The following is a 14784-nucleotide window of genomic DNA, read 5'->3' as shown; positions in this document are numbered from 1 at the left end:
GCGAACTCGCAAGCCTTCGATATCGAGCACGGCCTTAGCCTCGGGTGCGGCGCAATGCGCCGCCGTCGAAGACTTCGCGCAAGGCGTCGCCGAGCTGGTTGAAGCACAGCAGGGTCAAAGCCAGAAAGCCGGCCGGGAAGATCAGCCCCCAGGGCGTGACTTCCATCGCCCGTGCGCCATCGTTGACCAGCGCGCCCCAGCTGGTCGCCGGCTCCTGGATGCCGAGACCGAGGAAGCTCAGGAACGATTCGACGAGGATCGCCTGCGGGATCGACAAGGTGGCGCAGACAATCACCACGCCGATCAGGTTCGGCACGATGTGCAGACGAATGATCGCCGCCGGGCCGAGCCCCGAGATCACCGCAGCATCGATGAACTCGCGCCGCCGCAGTGCCAAGGTCTGGCCGCGAACGATGCGCGCCATGTCCAACCAGTTGACTGCACCGATCGCGACAAAAATCAGCAGCCAGTGCCGACCGAACAGCACCATCAGCAGGATCACGAAGAACATGAACGGCAGCGCGTACAGGATGTCGACGATGCGCATCATCAGCGCATCGATCCGGCCGCCGAGGTAACCCGCAACAGCACCCCAGGCGATGCCGATCAACAGCGCGACCAGGGTCGACACCAGGCCGACCGCCAGCGACAGCCGGCCGCCGATGCAGACTCGCGCGAACAGATCGCGGCCGAGCTCATCGGTGCCGAACGGATGCGCCCAGCTCGGGCCACGGCCCCAGTCGGCTTCGAAGTCGATAGCATCGAAAGGCTGCGGCGCGAACCAGGGCCCGACGATCGTCAGCAGCAGGATCACTGCCAGCAACAAGGCAGGCGTCGCCACACCCGGTTGCCTCAGCAGTTCGCGTAGCTTCATGCGAGCCGCGCCCGCGGATCGAGCGCGCCGTAAGCGAGATCGACGATGAAGTTGAAGGCGATCACCAGCGCGCCATAGAACAGCACCACGCCGAGCACCAGCGTGTAATCGCGATTCAAGGCGCCCTGCACGAAGTAGCGGCCGATGCCGGGAATGCCGAACACCTGTTCGACCACCACCGAGCCGGTCATCAAGCCAGCCGCTGCCGGGCCGAGATAGGACAGCACCGGCAGCAGCGCCGGCTTCAGCGCGTGGCGCAGCACGATCAGATGTTCGGGCAGGCCTTTCGCACGCGCGGTTCGGATCCACGGCGCATCGAGCGCTTCGGCCAGCGCGCCGCGCGTCAGCCGTGCAATCGCCGCCAGCTGCGGCAAGGCCAGCGCGATCGATGGCAACACGGCGGCCGCGATGCCGCCGTCCCAGCCACCAGCCGGCAGCCAGGCCAGGCCCAGCGCAAAGATCAGGATCAGTAGCGGCGCGACTACATAGGAAGGCACCGACAAACCAGTCAGCGCGATCAGCATCAGGCCGCGATCAATTCGGCTGCCAGGCCGCATCGCGGCGATCGCTCCCAAGGCCACGCCACCACTCAAGGCCAGCAGCATCGCAGCCGTACCGATGGCCGCCGATACCGGCGCGCCACGGGCGATCAAGCCAGTCACGGTCTGCCCTTCGTACTGGAACGAGGGGCCGAGATCGCCGTGCAGCAGGCCGCCGAGATAACGCCCGAACTGCCGCCACAGCGGATCATCGAGATGGAACTCCGCTGCCAGCCGCGCTTCGATTTCCGGCGGCAGGCTGCGCTCACTGTCGAACGGCCCGCCGGGTGCCAAGTGCATCAGGAAGAAGCTCAATGCGATGAGCACGAACAAGGTCGGCACCGCTGTCAGCAGGCGGCGGCCCGCGTAGCTCAGCATCGGAAGAACTCAATGCGCACGCAGGCGCAGATCCTTCGTGTAATGCCAGTCGAGCAGATTGTCCTGCCAGCCCTCGACGTACGACTTGACCAGATGCTTCGAGGCATAGAAATAGATTGGCAGGATCGGCGCATCTTCCAGCAAGCGCCGCTCGGCAGCTTCGAGCGCAGCGCGGCGTTGTTGAGGATCGGCCTGCTCGGCAGCAACTGCCAGCAATTGATCGTAAGCCGGCTCGGCATAACCGGAATCATTGCGTGGATGCTGAGTGCCGAACAGTTCGACGAAGCCCGACGCGTCATCGACATCACCGATCCAGGTGTTGCGGAAGGCTTGGGTAAGGACTCGGCTGCGGCGGTGCTGCAGGAATACTTTCCACTCCTCGTTGACCAGCTTCACGCGCACGTCCAGCGCCTGCTTCCACATTGCCGCGATCACCACGGCGAGGCGCTTGTTGTCGTCGGACGTGTTGTAGCGAATCTCGACTTCGGCGGGGTGCTCCATCGAATAGCCGGCTTCCGCATACAAGCGCCTTGCCTCGGCCAGTTGCTGCGCGCGCGGCAACGCAGCCCAGGCAGGCCGCTGCGCGGAATAGTGGCTGATGCCGGGCGGCACCAGACCCCAGGCCGGCGTCGCCAGCCCATGCAGCACCTTGTCGACGATCAGTTCGCGATCCACCACCATCGACAAGGCCAGCCGCAGTTTGGGCTGCGCCTTGAACGGCGGCCGGGTCAGGTTGTAACCGTAGAAGTAGCTGCCGAGATAGGTCGCCACATGCAGTTCGCTGCCCAACTGCTCGCGTATCCATTTCGCCTGTGCCGCCGGCACTGTCGAAGTGATGTCGAACTCACCGGCCCGGTAGCGCTTCAGCTCCGAGTTCAGGTCTTCGGTCGGAATGAACTGCACGCGCTCGATAGTCGTGGCCGCGGCGTTCCAGTACAGCGGATTGCGCGCCAGCACGATGCGCGATTGCGGCGCCCATTCGACGAGCCGATAAGCGCCATTGCCGATGCGCGCGTTGCCCGGCTTGGCAAGCCGATCGGCCGGATGCAGCGGCGCTGCGGCAGGATGCGCGAGCAAGCCCGGCAAGCTGGCCAGCGGACGATCGAGCCGAATCCGCAGACTGCGCGCGTCATCGGCAATCACGCCCAGATCGCTGACTGGTCGACGTCCCGCCGTGATCTCCGCACCATGCTCGATCGCCGCAAACAAGCTTGCATAGCCAGAATTGGTGGCCGGATCGAGCAGATGCTGCAGCCCCGCCACAAAGTGCTCGGCGAGCAGCGGATCGCCGTTGGACCAGCGCAGCCCTTCACGCAGTTGCAGGCGCAGCTCGCGACCATCAGCCGACCAAGTCCATGATTCAGCAGCCGCAGGAATCAGCTCTCCGCTCGGCGACAAACCGGTCAAGCCCTCATACAGATCGCGCAGCACATTGCCGGCACTGACGCTGGTGGCTTTCTGCGGATCCAGCGATTCGGGTTCGGGGCCGTTGCCGATGCGCAGCATTGGAGCGGCCGCAGCCACGCAGGAGAAAGCGAACGATATCGCTAACAGAATCCTGCTCACTGCAAAAACATCACCGCGTATAGCCAAGCCGTTCGATCAAAGGATCGAGCAGGGGCAGAACGTGATCAAAATGCTGCTCGTAGTTACGCCAACGCCCGATCGAAGTCCTGTAGATGGGTTGTACAACCTGACTGTAACTCGGCGTGTAGATGCGCCGGGTTTTCGCATGCTCGTTGTAGTTCAGCACGAGATCGTCCCAAGGCAGCCCCAGGAACTCAATCAAACGACGCGCTTCGGATTCAAAGTTTGCTGTCAGGCTTTCATAGCGTATATCGAGACAGACCGGCTTCAGCCTCGCACGCTGCGCCAGCCACAGCGACATCACCTGCTGGTAGATCGAGGCAGTCTGCTCAATCGAGAAAAAGCTGTGCGTACTGTTGGTGAAGCGGAAGTTCTGCATGAAGCAGCTCAATACCACATCGCAGGGATGGCGCAGCGCGAAGATCCAGCGGGCACGCGGAAACAGGCGCATCACTAGGTGAATCCGGCAAAGATTGAATGGATACTTATCGACCAAGATTTTCGTGCTGTCTCGGCGCAAATACTGGCCGACATTGCTCCAATAGATTCTACGCAGCACAGCGATCTGTTCGTCCTTGAGCCCGATCAATCCCTGTGGATAGCCGCCATCCATGCTCCTCAGCTCGGCCACCACGGCTTCGAGCGCCGGCTTTTCTTCGAGCACCTGCAGTCGGGGATGGGCATCGAGCATCTGATCGAGCAGAGTCGTTCCGGAGCGCGGGAATCCGACGATCAGAATCAGATTTTCATCGGCCGAGTCCGAACATGGTTCCGGAGGCGGCACAGCGGAGTCGACCTCTGGGTAGTCAATCAGCCAGGCAATCTGCATACCGGAATCGGTTGCCGGATGCCGGCGTGCGTAATCCTCGCGAATCATCGTGTTACCGCTAGCAAAGGCCTCGTAGGCTTCGGTGTGGCGGCCCAGCTTGTCGAGCTGCTTACCGCGCTCGAATTCTATTTCGCTGCCTAGGCGTTGCGAGTCGGAAAAATTTTCGTCAAACGCAGCCTGCGCACGTGCGTATTCGGACAAGGCGTCCTCCGACCGGTTCCGTCGTCCCAGCAGCTTCGCATGGGCTGTGAGGTAGGCCAGGCTTTCACCTTGCCCAGCCGCCGCAACCAGTTGCAGTTGTTCCTCCGCCGCGTCGAGCCGGTTCGCACGCTCCAGCAGATTGGCTAGATTGACTCTCGATAGCGAGTCCTGCGGATCGTCTGCAAGCATACGTCTAAGCAGACGCTCGGCTTGATCGAACTGACTGCAGACGATCAAGACTTGGACAAGATCTTGAACTTCGCGAATCAGCGGAATGGAGTCGACCGGGATATTGCGCGCAATAGCTTCCGCCGATGCCAGGTCTCCGATGGCTTCGTAGGCTTTTGCAAGCAGAATCGAGGCAACGAGCCTGTCCGCTCCCACGCGGATTGCCGACACCAGCGCCACAATGGCTTCGCCATACTGACGGAGCGCTAACGCCGCGATGCCGAGATTCAGAACGATGCCGGGGTTGTCTGGAAACTCAATGCTGGCCTGCTGCAGCAGTGCCAGTGCAACTTCGGCCTTGTCTGAATCGAGTAGAACTACGGCGAGATTGGTTCGGAAATCCGGATCCTGCGGCTGCAACTGCATCGCCTGCCGGAACATCCGCTCAGCCTTGTCGAGATTCCTGACCGTGACAGCTGCAAGCGCAATCAACACAGCGGACTGAGCGGCCATCACTGCAGTGACGTTCCGGCCCAGCCCTAGCGGACTGCGCTGACTCAGCCGCTGATGCCGCCCCGTCTGGTAATCCTCGACGATGGCCTCGAATTCTTTTTGCGACTTGTCTTTCATGATGGTGGAAACGTGAACACCCAGGCAATCGTAAACAAAAAAGGGGGCCGCGATGGCCCCCCTCGTGCAACTAGCTGAAAGACGATTAGTTGAAGCTGATCTTCATGCGGGCGTAGTAGAACCGGCCAAGAATGCTGCCGTTGCTGTTGTCATAGGCAAACGACGGACCCGAGCTGTAATAAGCCTGTGCACCGTCTGAGAACAAGTCGTTGACGCCCACTGTGAAATCCGTGTGCAGCGGCTTCAACTTGTAGGTTGCAGCCACATCGACATAGCTCTGATAACCAATATTTCGCTTGCAAAGAAAGGCCGAGTCGGGAGTACCGTAATCTCCGCCTTTCGCACCCGTCGAGCAAACTGCGGGATCAGCCGCTGCATCTACACCGAACGTCGTTCCGAGGCCGTCATCGCCACCGTCATCCGAAATACTGGAGACGAAACGATCGCGCACAAAGATATTGAAAGGACCGTAATCCCAGCTGACAAAGGTCGTCATCTTGAGACGCGGATAGAAATCAGGCGGCACGCCATTCGGGAAGCCGCGACCTGCCACCGAGTTCCGCGCGAGTACCGCCCCCGTGGACGGATCGACTGTCGTCTGAACGTTCTTCTGCAGATAGGAACCATCAAAGCCAAACAGGAACTTGCCCAAAGGTGTCTTGTCGTAATTCAAACGCAGGCCGAAATCGACACCCTGAACCAAGAACTGACCCACGTTTGCAGTTGGCTCGAATATCAAGCTGGGTTCGAACGTGCTGAAATCTCGGTTTCCGACGAAATTGCAGAAAGTGCCGGTGTTGTAGCAGCTATCCAGCACCTGCTGCGCCGAGATCGATCCAATTGCCTTGTCGATGGAGTACTTGTAGTAATCCACTTCAACGGTCAGCGGCTTGTAGAACGAGGGGCTGTAAACAAACCCGAAATCCGTGGTGAAACCGGTTTCCGGTTTCAGGTTCGGATTGCCGACGCCTAGGAGGCCAGTACCCTGGGTATTGCTGAGCGCGTAGCTACCGTCACGCGGCACACCAGCGCAAGCTGCATCATGGTTGGCGTTGGTGCCTACTGCCTCATTGATCCCATCGCAAGGATCAATGATAGAGGGTGCATCTTGCGCACCGCCAGCGAATAGATCAGAGATTGTCGGCGCACGAAATACATCTGCATAAGTTGCGCGAACAAGAAGATCCTTAATTGGCCGGTACTCGACGCCGTACTTGCCGTTAGCCTTGCCGCCTATGTTCGAGTAATTTTCGTAACGGACGCCCGCATTGACGATCAGGGACTTGATGCCCGGCAGATCCTTCAACAGCGGTACGTTGACCTCGGCAAATCCTTCGCGCGCGTTGAACGAGCCCTTGGTACCCTTCTGATTGCTTTCCGACAACTGGAAGTTTTCTTCGAGCTGATCTCGCTGATTGTCCAGAGACTGCGCTTGGTACTGGAAGCCGACCGATGCACCAACTGCGCCCGCTGGCAGGCTGAACAGATCGCCTGAGATCGACGCCAGGAACGTGTTCTGAGCAATTACGTTGAGATCATGAAGAACTGGCGACAGCGTGTTGTAACGATCTCCGTCGGTGCCAATGAAGTTAATCGGCGTGCAACCCGGAATCAGATAGCTTCCTTCGACACCGCAGGTCGGCGCGCCAGTTGTCGCATCGTAATACGACGGCCCGAGCTGATTCTGAAGCTGGCTGGTATTGATATAGCCGCGCGTCGTGGACTGTGCGGAAATACGGCCATACGTATAGGCCGCATCCCAATCAAAACGCTCCAGCACCGTGCCCTTCAGGCCGAACGTGCCTTGATAGGTGTTGGCATCCGTTTCCGTTGAACGCGGGCCGTTCTCGATCGTACGGATTTGGAACGAGTTGATCTGCGTACCGAACGGGTTGTAGATGCTGTTCGCGGAAATGTTGATTGGCGGATTATAAAACGCCGATATCGCAGCCAAGTCGAACGCTTCAGAGGCCAACTGGCTGCGCGAACGGGTGTTCGTGAAGAATGCGGAACCGTACGCACGAACGTCGTCAGAAAGCTTGTAGTTGGCTTCGCCGAAAAAATTCAGGCGTTTCTGGGGAACCAGCGCGAGATTTTGAGTCTGGAAGTTGAAACGATCACTGCTCGGGCCGGCCGACAGATCGGCGCAGCGGAAGTCGCCCGGGGCATTTCCAGTAGAGCCAGCGATACGCGTTACGCGGTTTGTAGAGCCGCAACCAGCACCAGTAGCCGGATCGATGAATCCAGGGACGATATAAACACCCGTTGGAATACGTGAGCTGCGGAATACGAAGGGATTGACGGCACCGTAATAGATACCGAAGGCATCCTTGGTCACATCGCGATCTGATGCCGCAACCTCGTCCTGCCGGTTATAGCCAAGGCCGAACACGACCGAGCCTTCCGCGCTAGAAGTGCCATATGTGAGGGTGTCGGAATACCCTGCGCCATCACCAGCACCCGCTCTGCCATATTGGGTGGTGAACTCGAAGCCCTTAAAGTTCTTGCGGGTAATGAAGTTGACCACGCCTGCGATTGCGTCTGAACCGTATACGGCAGAAGCCCCCTGCTTCAGCACTTCGACGCGTTCGATCATGTTGATCGGGATCGCGTTGACGTCCTGCGTGACCACACGCTGGCCATCAATCAACAGCAATGTACGATTCGCGCCAAGGCCGCGAAGCGAAACGTTCGATTCACCCGGGCTATCACCGCTGCCGTTGTTAACCTGTGGCGAAAGCGTGGCACCGGTAACCAGAGGAATGGACTGCAGAAGCTCTCCGAGGCTCGTGGCGCCCGTGGCCTCGATCGACTTGCGATCCAACGTAAACACCGGATTCGAGGTTTGCGCCTCGACTCGCCGGATGCGCGAGCCCGTCACTTCAACTCCCTGCAATTGCGCCGCGTCATCCGCCAGCACAATCCCCGCGTTCATCACAGCACCAATGACGAAAACCCCGCGCGCAGTGCGCCGGAGCCGAGCTTCGACCGTCAGTTTCATGGGTAAACTCCCTATAATTAATTTATGTGGCCGTTCCGGACTAGTGCCAGAACTTAGGTTCACAAAATGTTGCAGATTTGAGAATAGGGGCAGCATGAGACGAGCGTCAACAAAATTTACTCGGCAGTCGCTGCACTTATTTCGATGTTCATAACGAGCAATGACCATGCCAATCCGGGACTTAGACAAATCGATCCGGTCACTCTGCGCCAGGGAAAATTCTGGATATCTTTATATTTTCGACGGTAATTCCCGTTGATTAAAAAATCCCGGTTTTCCGACATTAAGTTTGATCCGAAGTAGGTGAGCAATGTCCCCGTCGAGTTCTCGAGCGCCTTCCAAGCTCGAAAAAGCTCGCCAAGCGCGCGAAAACGGTGATCGCCGTCTGGCTGAAAAACTCTATTACAGCGCGCTTGATGAACAGCCCGATGAGCTCGAAGCCTTGGGCTTCGTGTCCACGCAGGCTCTGCTCCGGGGAGATCCCAAGCTTTGCATCCAAATTCTGGAAGCCGGCAAGGCATCTCACGCTCGTGACGGCGATCTTTTGCGCACTCTGGGCATTGCCTATCGCAGTATCGGTGATCGTGCGCGCGCGCTCGAGCATTTTTCCGCTGCCTGCGCCGTCAATCCCCGGGATTACTTCGCAAGGCTTCCTATGGCCCAACTATATGAAGAAGCGGACAAGCTCTACCCTGCGGTAGCAGCATACTTCGGCGCGCTGACTTCGGCCCAGCTAGAGGGCCTCTGGCTCGACAAAGCAAGCACGCCGACGGACCTGCTTGACGCAGTTCAACATGCGGTACAGGTCGTGCGCAGGCATCGACCGGCGATCCTATCTTCGATCCTCGAGCCGCTGTGGCGACGACATGGTCGACCCGCTCTGCGGCGGATCGAGCACGCCCTGAGAATCTATCTGCGCGAAATTGATCCCGGCTATTCCGACAGCCGCCAGCGACCGCTATTTTTTTACATTCCGGAACTCCCAGCGCGGCCCTATTTTGATACGGCGATCTTCACCTGGGCTAAGCGTATCGAGCAAAAAGCCCCTTTAATTCGTCAAGAATTACTTGAACTGATTCAATCTCGTGCTGTGTTCGAGCCGTTTCACGAGCAAAACGGTCCGGAGCAAATCAAGGGACTGCTCAGAAACGAAACTGCCGACTCAGGCTGGGATACATATTTTCTCTATCGCCACGGCGAGGAGTTTGTCGATCACGGTCTGCGTTGTCCGCGTACGGCGTCCAGCCTGCGTGACCTGCCTCTTGCAACAATTCGCGACCACGCCCCTGAGGCGCTATTCTCTCTGCTTCGTCCCGGCACACACATCTTGCCTCATCGCGGGGTGACCAACTGTCGTCTCGTTGCGCACCTGCCTCTTGTCGTTCCTCCCGATTGCGCAATCGTAGTCGGCGGAGAGACGCATACCTGGGAGGAAGGGCGTCTGGTCGTATTCGATGACACTTTCGAGCACGAAGCTTGGAACCGCAGCGACAGCCTGCGCGCTGTTCTGATCCTAGATATCTGGCATCCAGATCTCGACTCCGTTGAAAGAGAAGCATTGCAAGCCCTGATTCCAGCGATCGGTGATTTCAATCGCCAAAGCGGTCTATAAACAAAAAGGGCGCCGAAGCGCCCTTTCCTTGCAACCGACTTTGGATGTGCCGATCAGGCGTCCGCGCCTTCCGCAGCAGCAGCGGCCGGACGGCCGACGAGTTCGACATATGCCATCGGCGCGTTGTCGCCAGGGCGGAAGCCGCAACGCAGGATGCGCAGGTAACCACCCGGGCGGGTCGAGTAGCGCGGCCCCAGTTCCAGGAACAACTTCTGGGTCATGGCGCGGTCACGCAGACGGTTGAACACCAAGCGACGGTTGGCGACGCTGTCATCCTTGGCACGCGTGATCAGCGGCTCGGCAACGCGACGCAGCTCCTTGGCTTTCGGAACAGTGGTGCGAATCAGCTCATGCTGGAACAGGGACACGGCCATGTTCTGCATATCGGCCTTGCGGTGGCTGGTGGTGCGGCCGAGACGGCGGCCCGCGACTTTATGGCGCATGTTTTAACTCTGTTATCAGTGGCTAGCGGCCAGTGGCCATTCGCTCGGTTGTTTGCGGTTACTGGCCTGCGGCGTTGACCGCAGGCCTCGGAGATTCTGGCAGCGGCTTTACGCAGCGACCTTGGGCGACGACCAGTTGTCGAGCTTCATACCGAGTTCGAGGTCATGCGCCTTCAGCGCTTCCTTGATCTCGTTCAGCGACTTCTTGCCCAGGTTCGGCGTCTTCATCAGTTCGGTCTCGCCGCGCTGCACGAGGTCGCCGATGTAATAGACGTTCTCGGCCTTGAGGCAGTTCGTCGAACGCACGCCCAGCTCAAGATCGTCGATCGGACGGAACAGGATCGGGTTCAGATCCTTCTTGCCGACAGCACCAACGATCGGCTCTTCGCCTTCGGCGAAATCGACGAACACCGCCAGCTGATCGCGCAGGATGCGGGCCGCAAAGCGGACTGCATCACCGGCATCGATACCGCCGTTGGTGTCGACATCGAGGATCAGCTTGTCGAGGTCGGTGCGCTGTTCGACGCGAGCACGCTCGACCGAATAGCTGACCCGACGAACCGGGCTGTACGAAGCGTCGAGCTGCAGCGCGCCGATCGAAACGCCTTCGTCCTCGTTGTTCTGAGCACGAGCGGCAGCCGGCTGATAACCACGACCGCGCGTGACCTTGAGGGTCATGCTGATCTTGCCGCCAGTCAGATTGGCAATCACCAGTTCGGGATTGACGATCTCGACATCGTGATCGAGCTGGATATCCGCTGCGGTGATCGGGCCCTTGCCGCTCTTCTCGAGCTTCAGCACGGCCGACTCGCGAGCGTTCATACGCACGGCGATGTTCTTGATGTTCAGCAGGATGTCGATGACATCTTCCTGCACGCCTTCGACGGCGCTGTACTCGTGCACCACGCCTTCGATCTGCGCTTCGGTGATTGCCGAACCCGGAACCGAAGACAGAAGAATGCGGCGCAGCGCGTTGCCCAGCGTGTGTCCGAAGCCGCGTTCCAGCGGTTCCAGAGTGATGCGCGCGCGATGCGAGGAAATCTGCTCAACATCGACAACACGCGGCTTGAGGAAACTGGCGACGGAACCCTGCATGTAAACACCTCTTGAAACCGAAGACTGGAAGCCAAAATCACAGGCGCCAGCAGAACAGAACTTCTGTACGCATCAAGGGCCGGCGTGAGCCGACCCAAGACCGTTGCTTACTTCGAGTAAAGCTCGACGACCAGGTTTTCGTTGATGTCCTGGACGATCTGGTCGCGTTCCGGCAGAGCCTTGAACACGCCCTTCAGCGCCTTTTCATCAACCTCAACCCATTCCGGCAGACCGATCTGCGCAGCGACCGACAGAGCCTGGGTGATGCGCGTCTGGTTGCGCGACTTCTCGCGAACCTGGATCACGTCACCAACCTGAACGCTGTACGAAGGAATGTTGACGCTCTTGCCGTTGACCAGGATCGCCTTGTGGCTGACCAGCTGACGGGCTTCGGCGCGGGTGGCCGAGAAACCCATGCGGTAGACCACATTATCCAGACGACGCTCCAGGAAGCGGAGCAGGTTCAGACCGGTGGCGCCCTTGGTGCGCGTGGCCTTCTGGTAGTAGTTGCGGAACTGACGCTCGAGCAGACCGTACATCTGCTTCAGCTTTTGCTTCTCGCGAAGCTGCAGCGCGTAGTCCGACAGACGCTGCTTGCGCGCGCCATGCTGGCCAGGAGGAGTATCAAGCTTGCACTTGGTGTCCAGCGAGCGACCACGGCTCTTGAGCAGAAGGTCAGTGCCGGCGCGGCGGGCGAGTTTGCAGGTGGGACCGATATAACGTGCCATTTCGATCTCTCCTTACACGCGGCGACGCTTGGACGGACGGCAGCCGTTATGCGGAATCGGCGTCACGTCTGTGATGTTGGTGACCTTGAAGCCGGCGGCGTTCAGAGAACGCACTGCCGATTCACGACCCGGGCCTGGGCCCTTGATACGAACTTCGAGATTCTTGACGCCATGCTCGGCAGCAGCGGTGGCGGCACGTTCGGCGGCAATCTGCGCGGCGAACGGAGTCGACTTGCGTGAGCCCTTGAAACCACAGGCACCCGAGGTCGACCACGACAGGGCATTGCCCTGACGATCGGTGATCAGAACGATCGTGTTGTTGAAGGAAGCATGAACGTGAGCGATTGCATCGGTCACGTTCTTCTTGACGCGCTTGCGAGCCTTGGCGGCTGCAGCGGCGGCGGAGGTATTGGCCATGAGTCTGGGTGTTCCTGCGTGAGGCTAAGTGTTACTTGCGGATGGCTTTGCGCGGACCCTTGCGGGTGCGGGCATTGGTACGGGTGCGCTGGCCGCGAACCGGCAGGCCGCGACGATGGCGCTGACCGCGGTAGCAACCCATATCCATCAGGCGCTTGATGCTCATCGACACTTCGCGGCGCAGATCGCCTTCAACCGCAAACTTCGCGATTTCGGCACGCAGCAGATCGAGTTCGCCTTCGGTCAGCGTTTTCAGCTGAACCGCCGGATTGATGTTGGCCGCGTCACAGATCTTGCGCGCACGAGTCGCGCCGATGCCGTAGATCGACTGCAGCGCGATCACGGTGTGCTTGTTGGCCGGGACATTGACGCCCGCAATACGTGCCATCGATAACCTCTTAGAGCTTTGAACCGCTGCGGCGCAGGGAGCCGCAAAGTATACCGGACTCGCCACCGTTCTTTCAAACCAGTGGGTGAGCTGCCAAGGTCGGCGCTATGCGCGCCGTTCCTTTCCGTAACCGACAGCATTCCGTTGAAGCTGGGATACAACGTGCAGACCAATGAAGCGCCTGCACTGAAACCTTCTATCAGCAGCCGAGCAAAGTCGGCTGCTGAAATACAAACCTTTAACCGTTCCGCTGGCTGCGGACCGAGGACTTAAATCAGCCCTGGCGCTGCTTGTGACGGAGATCCGTGCACAGCACGCGAACGACGCCATTCCGGCGAACAACCTTGCAGTTACGGCAAATCTTCTTGACGGAAGCACGAACTTTCATGGCGCGATCTCTACAACCGGTTGCCCGGCCTATTCAGTGATGGGGAAAATCAGCTCGGACGAACCACGCCAGGACGGCCGGCGTTGTTGCTCAAGGACTTCAGGTTCGCCTTCTTCAACAGACCTTCGTACTGATGCGACATCAGATGGGCCTGAAGTTGCGCCATGAAATCCATGACGACGACGACAGTGATCAGCAGCGACGTGCCACCGAACGTGAAGGGCACGTTGAAATACGTGACCAGGAATTCCGGCGTCAGACACACTGCCGTGATGTAGATCGCGCCAGCCACCGTGAGGCGGGTCAGCACGTTGTCAATGTACTTGGCAGTCTGCAGGCCGGGACGCACGCCAGGAACGAAGGCACCCGACTTCTTCAGATTCTCTGCCGTCTCCCGCGAATCAAACACCAGCGCGGTGTAGAAGAAGCAGAAGAAAATCATCATGAACGCGTACAGGATCGTATACAGCGCCTGGCCAGGCGAAAGCGCATTGGCCAGCGACTGCATGAACCCGCTACCACCTTCCCCGCCGAAGAAACGAACCATCGACGCCGGGAACAGAATGATGCTTGACGCAAAGATCGGCGGAATCACACCTGCCATGTTCAGCTTCAGCGGCAAATGCTGCGTCTGAGCCGCAAACAGTTTGCGACCCTGTTGACGGCGCGCGTGGTGAATCGGGATACGACGCTGGGCGCGTTCGACAAAAACCACGAAGGTCGTCACCACAGCCACCAGCACCAGCACCAGAATCGCGATGAGCGGGTTCAGCGAACCTTCACTGATCAGCTGCGCAGTAGACCCGATCGCCTGCGGCATCGAAGAAACGATGCCCGCGAAGATCAGCATCGACATACCGTTACCGATGCCACGCTCGGTGATCTGCTCACCCAGCCACATCAGGAACATCGTGCCCGTGACCAGACTCACTGCTGCCGTGAAGATGAATCCAAAGCCCGGCGACAGCGCAACGCTACCCTGCAGCGCATACGAAGCGCCCACCGCCTGGAACAAGGCCAGACCCAGAGTGCCGTAACGCGTGTACTTGGTCAGCTTGCGCCGACCAGCTTCGCCTTCCTTCTTCAGCTCTTTCAGCGACGGCGTCGTCGCTGCCATCAGCTGCACGATGATCGACGCCGAGATATACGGCGTAACACCGAGCGCAAAGATCGACAACCGCGACAGCGCACCACCCGAGAACATGTTGAACATGTCCAGGATCGTGCCCTTCTGCTGATCGAACAGCTGCGCGAGCTTAGCCGGATCGATTCCCGGAACCGGAATGAACGATCCGATGCGATAGACGATCAGCGCACCGATCAGGAAGAAGATGCGATTACGCACTTCTCCGATCTTGCTGAGGTCCGGCATCATGCCGCCTGCGCCGGGAGTCTTGGCCATGGAATACGCCTAACGGTCAGATACGACGAATTACTCTGCGACGCTGCCGCCGGCGGCGGTGATCGCTTCGCGGGCGCCCTTGGTGACACCAACGCCCTTGATCG

Annotated in this window: 13 protein-coding genes; 1 reads left to right on the top strand and 12 read right to left on the bottom strand. The window is 59.2% G+C overall.

Annotation, left to right across the window (positions count from 1 at the left end; all coding sequences use genetic code 11):
- Window positions 1-34: 34 nt before the first annotated feature.
- From QZY06_RS11835 to QZY06_RS11815, 5 genes are all read right to left on the bottom strand, one after another.
- Window positions 35-874, bottom strand: a complete 840-nt coding sequence (locus QZY06_RS11835) for an ABC transporter permease (RefSeq protein ID WP_295684482.1) — start codon at window positions 872-874, stop codon at window positions 35-37.
- A complete protein-coding gene (gene oppB, locus QZY06_RS11830) occupies window positions 871-1791 on the bottom strand; it encodes an oligopeptide ABC transporter permease OppB (RefSeq protein ID WP_295684480.1) in 921 nt (306 codons plus the stop codon). The genes QZY06_RS11835 and oppB overlap by 4 nt, the downstream gene beginning before the upstream one ends.
- Before the next feature lie 9 nt (window positions 1792-1800).
- Complete coding sequence (locus tag QZY06_RS11825; protein WP_295684478.1) at window positions 1801-3297, bottom strand: peptide ABC transporter substrate-binding protein; 1497 nt, start codon at window positions 3295-3297, stop codon at window positions 1801-1803.
- A 70-nt stretch (window positions 3298-3367) separates the two neighbouring features.
- Complete coding sequence (locus QZY06_RS11820) at window positions 3368-5206, bottom strand: tetratricopeptide repeat-containing sulfotransferase family protein (RefSeq protein WP_295684475.1); 1839 nt, start codon at window positions 5204-5206, stop codon at window positions 3368-3370.
- Between the two features lie 85 nt (window positions 5207-5291).
- Complete coding sequence (locus tag QZY06_RS11815; protein ID WP_295684472.1) at window positions 5292-8207, bottom strand: TonB-dependent siderophore receptor; 2916 nt, start codon at window positions 8205-8207, stop codon at window positions 5292-5294.
- Between the two features lie 310 nt (window positions 8208-8517).
- Here QZY06_RS11815 and QZY06_RS11810 point away from each other — a divergent pair, with 310 nt between their 5' ends.
- A complete protein-coding gene (locus tag QZY06_RS11810; RefSeq protein ID WP_295684467.1) occupies window positions 8518-9819 on the top strand; it encodes an aspartyl/asparaginyl beta-hydroxylase domain-containing protein in 1302 nt (433 codons plus the stop codon).
- Between the two features lie 53 nt (window positions 9820-9872).
- On the opposite strand, the gene rplQ is transcribed toward QZY06_RS11810, so the two are convergent.
- The 7 genes from rplQ to secY all read right to left on the bottom strand — a co-directional run bounded on the left by rplQ (window position 9873) and on the right by secY (window position 14680).
- Entirely contained in the window at window positions 9873-10262 is a 390-nt protein-coding gene (rplQ, locus tag QZY06_RS11805; protein ID WP_295684464.1) for a 50S ribosomal protein L17, read from the bottom strand.
- A gap of 108 nt (window positions 10263-10370) precedes the next feature.
- The gene (gene rpoA, locus QZY06_RS11800; protein WP_295684462.1) at window positions 10371-11357 is read right to left on the bottom strand and encodes a DNA-directed RNA polymerase subunit alpha; all 987 of its coding nucleotides are present in this window, start codon (window positions 11355-11357) and stop codon (window positions 10371-10373) included.
- Window positions 11358-11464: 107 nt separating this feature from the next.
- The gene (gene rpsD / locus QZY06_RS11795; protein WP_293390702.1) at window positions 11465-12085 is read right to left on the bottom strand and encodes a 30S ribosomal protein S4; all 621 of its coding nucleotides are present in this window, start codon (window positions 12083-12085) and stop codon (window positions 11465-11467) included.
- A gap of 12 nt (window positions 12086-12097) precedes the next feature.
- The gene (rpsK, locus tag QZY06_RS11790; protein WP_022978611.1) at window positions 12098-12502 is read right to left on the bottom strand and encodes a 30S ribosomal protein S11; all 405 of its coding nucleotides are present in this window, start codon (window positions 12500-12502) and stop codon (window positions 12098-12100) included.
- Window positions 12503-12533: 31 nt separating this feature from the next.
- A complete protein-coding gene (gene rpsM, locus QZY06_RS11785) occupies window positions 12534-12890 on the bottom strand; it encodes a 30S ribosomal protein S13 (RefSeq protein WP_022978610.1) in 357 nt (118 codons plus the stop codon).
- Between the two features lie 274 nt (window positions 12891-13164).
- Window positions 13165-13278: a 50S ribosomal protein L36 gene (gene rpmJ / locus QZY06_RS11780; protein WP_084711652.1), complete on the bottom strand. Its 114-nt coding sequence runs from the start codon at window positions 13276-13278 to the stop codon at window positions 13165-13167.
- 49 nt (window positions 13279-13327) lie between these two features.
- Window positions 13328-14680, bottom strand: a complete 1353-nt coding sequence (gene secY, locus QZY06_RS11775; protein ID WP_367275622.1) for a preprotein translocase subunit SecY — start codon at window positions 14678-14680, stop codon at window positions 13328-13330.
- Window positions 14681-14784: the final 104 nt, after the last annotated feature.

Origin of the sequence: uncultured Nevskia sp., assembly GCF_903885465.1 — a bacterium.
Classification (GTDB): domain Bacteria; phylum Pseudomonadota; class Gammaproteobacteria; order Nevskiales; family Nevskiaceae; genus Nevskia.
The sequence above is the reverse complement of the archived record's forward strand: the minus strand, read 5'-3'. Positions and strand labels throughout refer to the sequence as shown.

What these genes read in the sequence shown, in the direction of transcription:
- QZY06_RS11815 (WP_295684472.1), bottom strand. Translation starts at nt 8,207, where the DNA reads ATGAAACTGACGGTCGAAGCTCGGCTCCGGCGCACTGCGCGCGGGGTT.
- rpsD (WP_293390702.1), bottom strand. Translation starts at nt 12,085, where the DNA reads ATGGCACGTTATATCGGTCCCACCTGCAAACTCGCCCGCCGCGCCGGC.
- rplQ (WP_295684464.1), bottom strand. Translation starts at nt 10,262, where the DNA reads ATGCGCCATAAAGTCGCGGGCCGCCGTCTCGGCCGCACCACCAGCCAC.
- QZY06_RS11810 (WP_295684467.1), top strand. Translation starts at nt 8,518, where the DNA reads ATGTCCCCGTCGAGTTCTCGAGCGCCTTCCAAGCTCGAAAAAGCTCGC.
- QZY06_RS11820 (WP_295684475.1), bottom strand. Translation starts at nt 5,206, where the DNA reads ATGAAAGACAAGTCGCAAAAAGAATTCGAGGCCATCGTCGAGGATTAC.
- oppB (WP_295684480.1), bottom strand. Translation starts at nt 1,791, where the DNA reads ATGCTGAGCTACGCGGGCCGCCGCCTGCTGACAGCGGTGCCGACCTTG.
- rpmJ (WP_084711652.1), bottom strand. Translation starts at nt 13,278, where the DNA reads ATGAAAGTTCGTGCTTCCGTCAAGAAGATTTGCCGTAACTGCAAGGTT.
- rpoA (WP_295684462.1), bottom strand. Translation starts at nt 11,357, where the DNA reads ATGCAGGGTTCCGTCGCCAGTTTCCTCAAGCCGCGTGTTGTCGATGTT.
- rpsM (WP_022978610.1), bottom strand. Translation starts at nt 12,890, where the DNA reads ATGGCACGTATTGCGGGCGTCAATGTCCCGGCCAACAAGCACACCGTG.
- QZY06_RS11825 (WP_295684478.1), bottom strand. Translation starts at nt 3,297, where the DNA reads ATGCTGCGCATCGGCAACGGCCCCGAACCCGAATCGCTGGATCCGCAG.
- secY (WP_367275622.1), bottom strand. Translation starts at nt 14,680, where the DNA reads ATGGCCAAGACTCCCGGCGCAGGCGGCATGATGCCGGACCTCAGCAAG.
- rpsK (WP_022978611.1), bottom strand. Translation starts at nt 12,502, where the DNA reads ATGGCCAATACCTCCGCCGCCGCTGCAGCCGCCAAGGCTCGCAAGCGC.
- QZY06_RS11835 (WP_295684482.1), bottom strand. Translation starts at nt 874, where the DNA reads ATGAAGCTACGCGAACTGCTGAGGCAACCGGGTGTGGCGACGCCTGCC.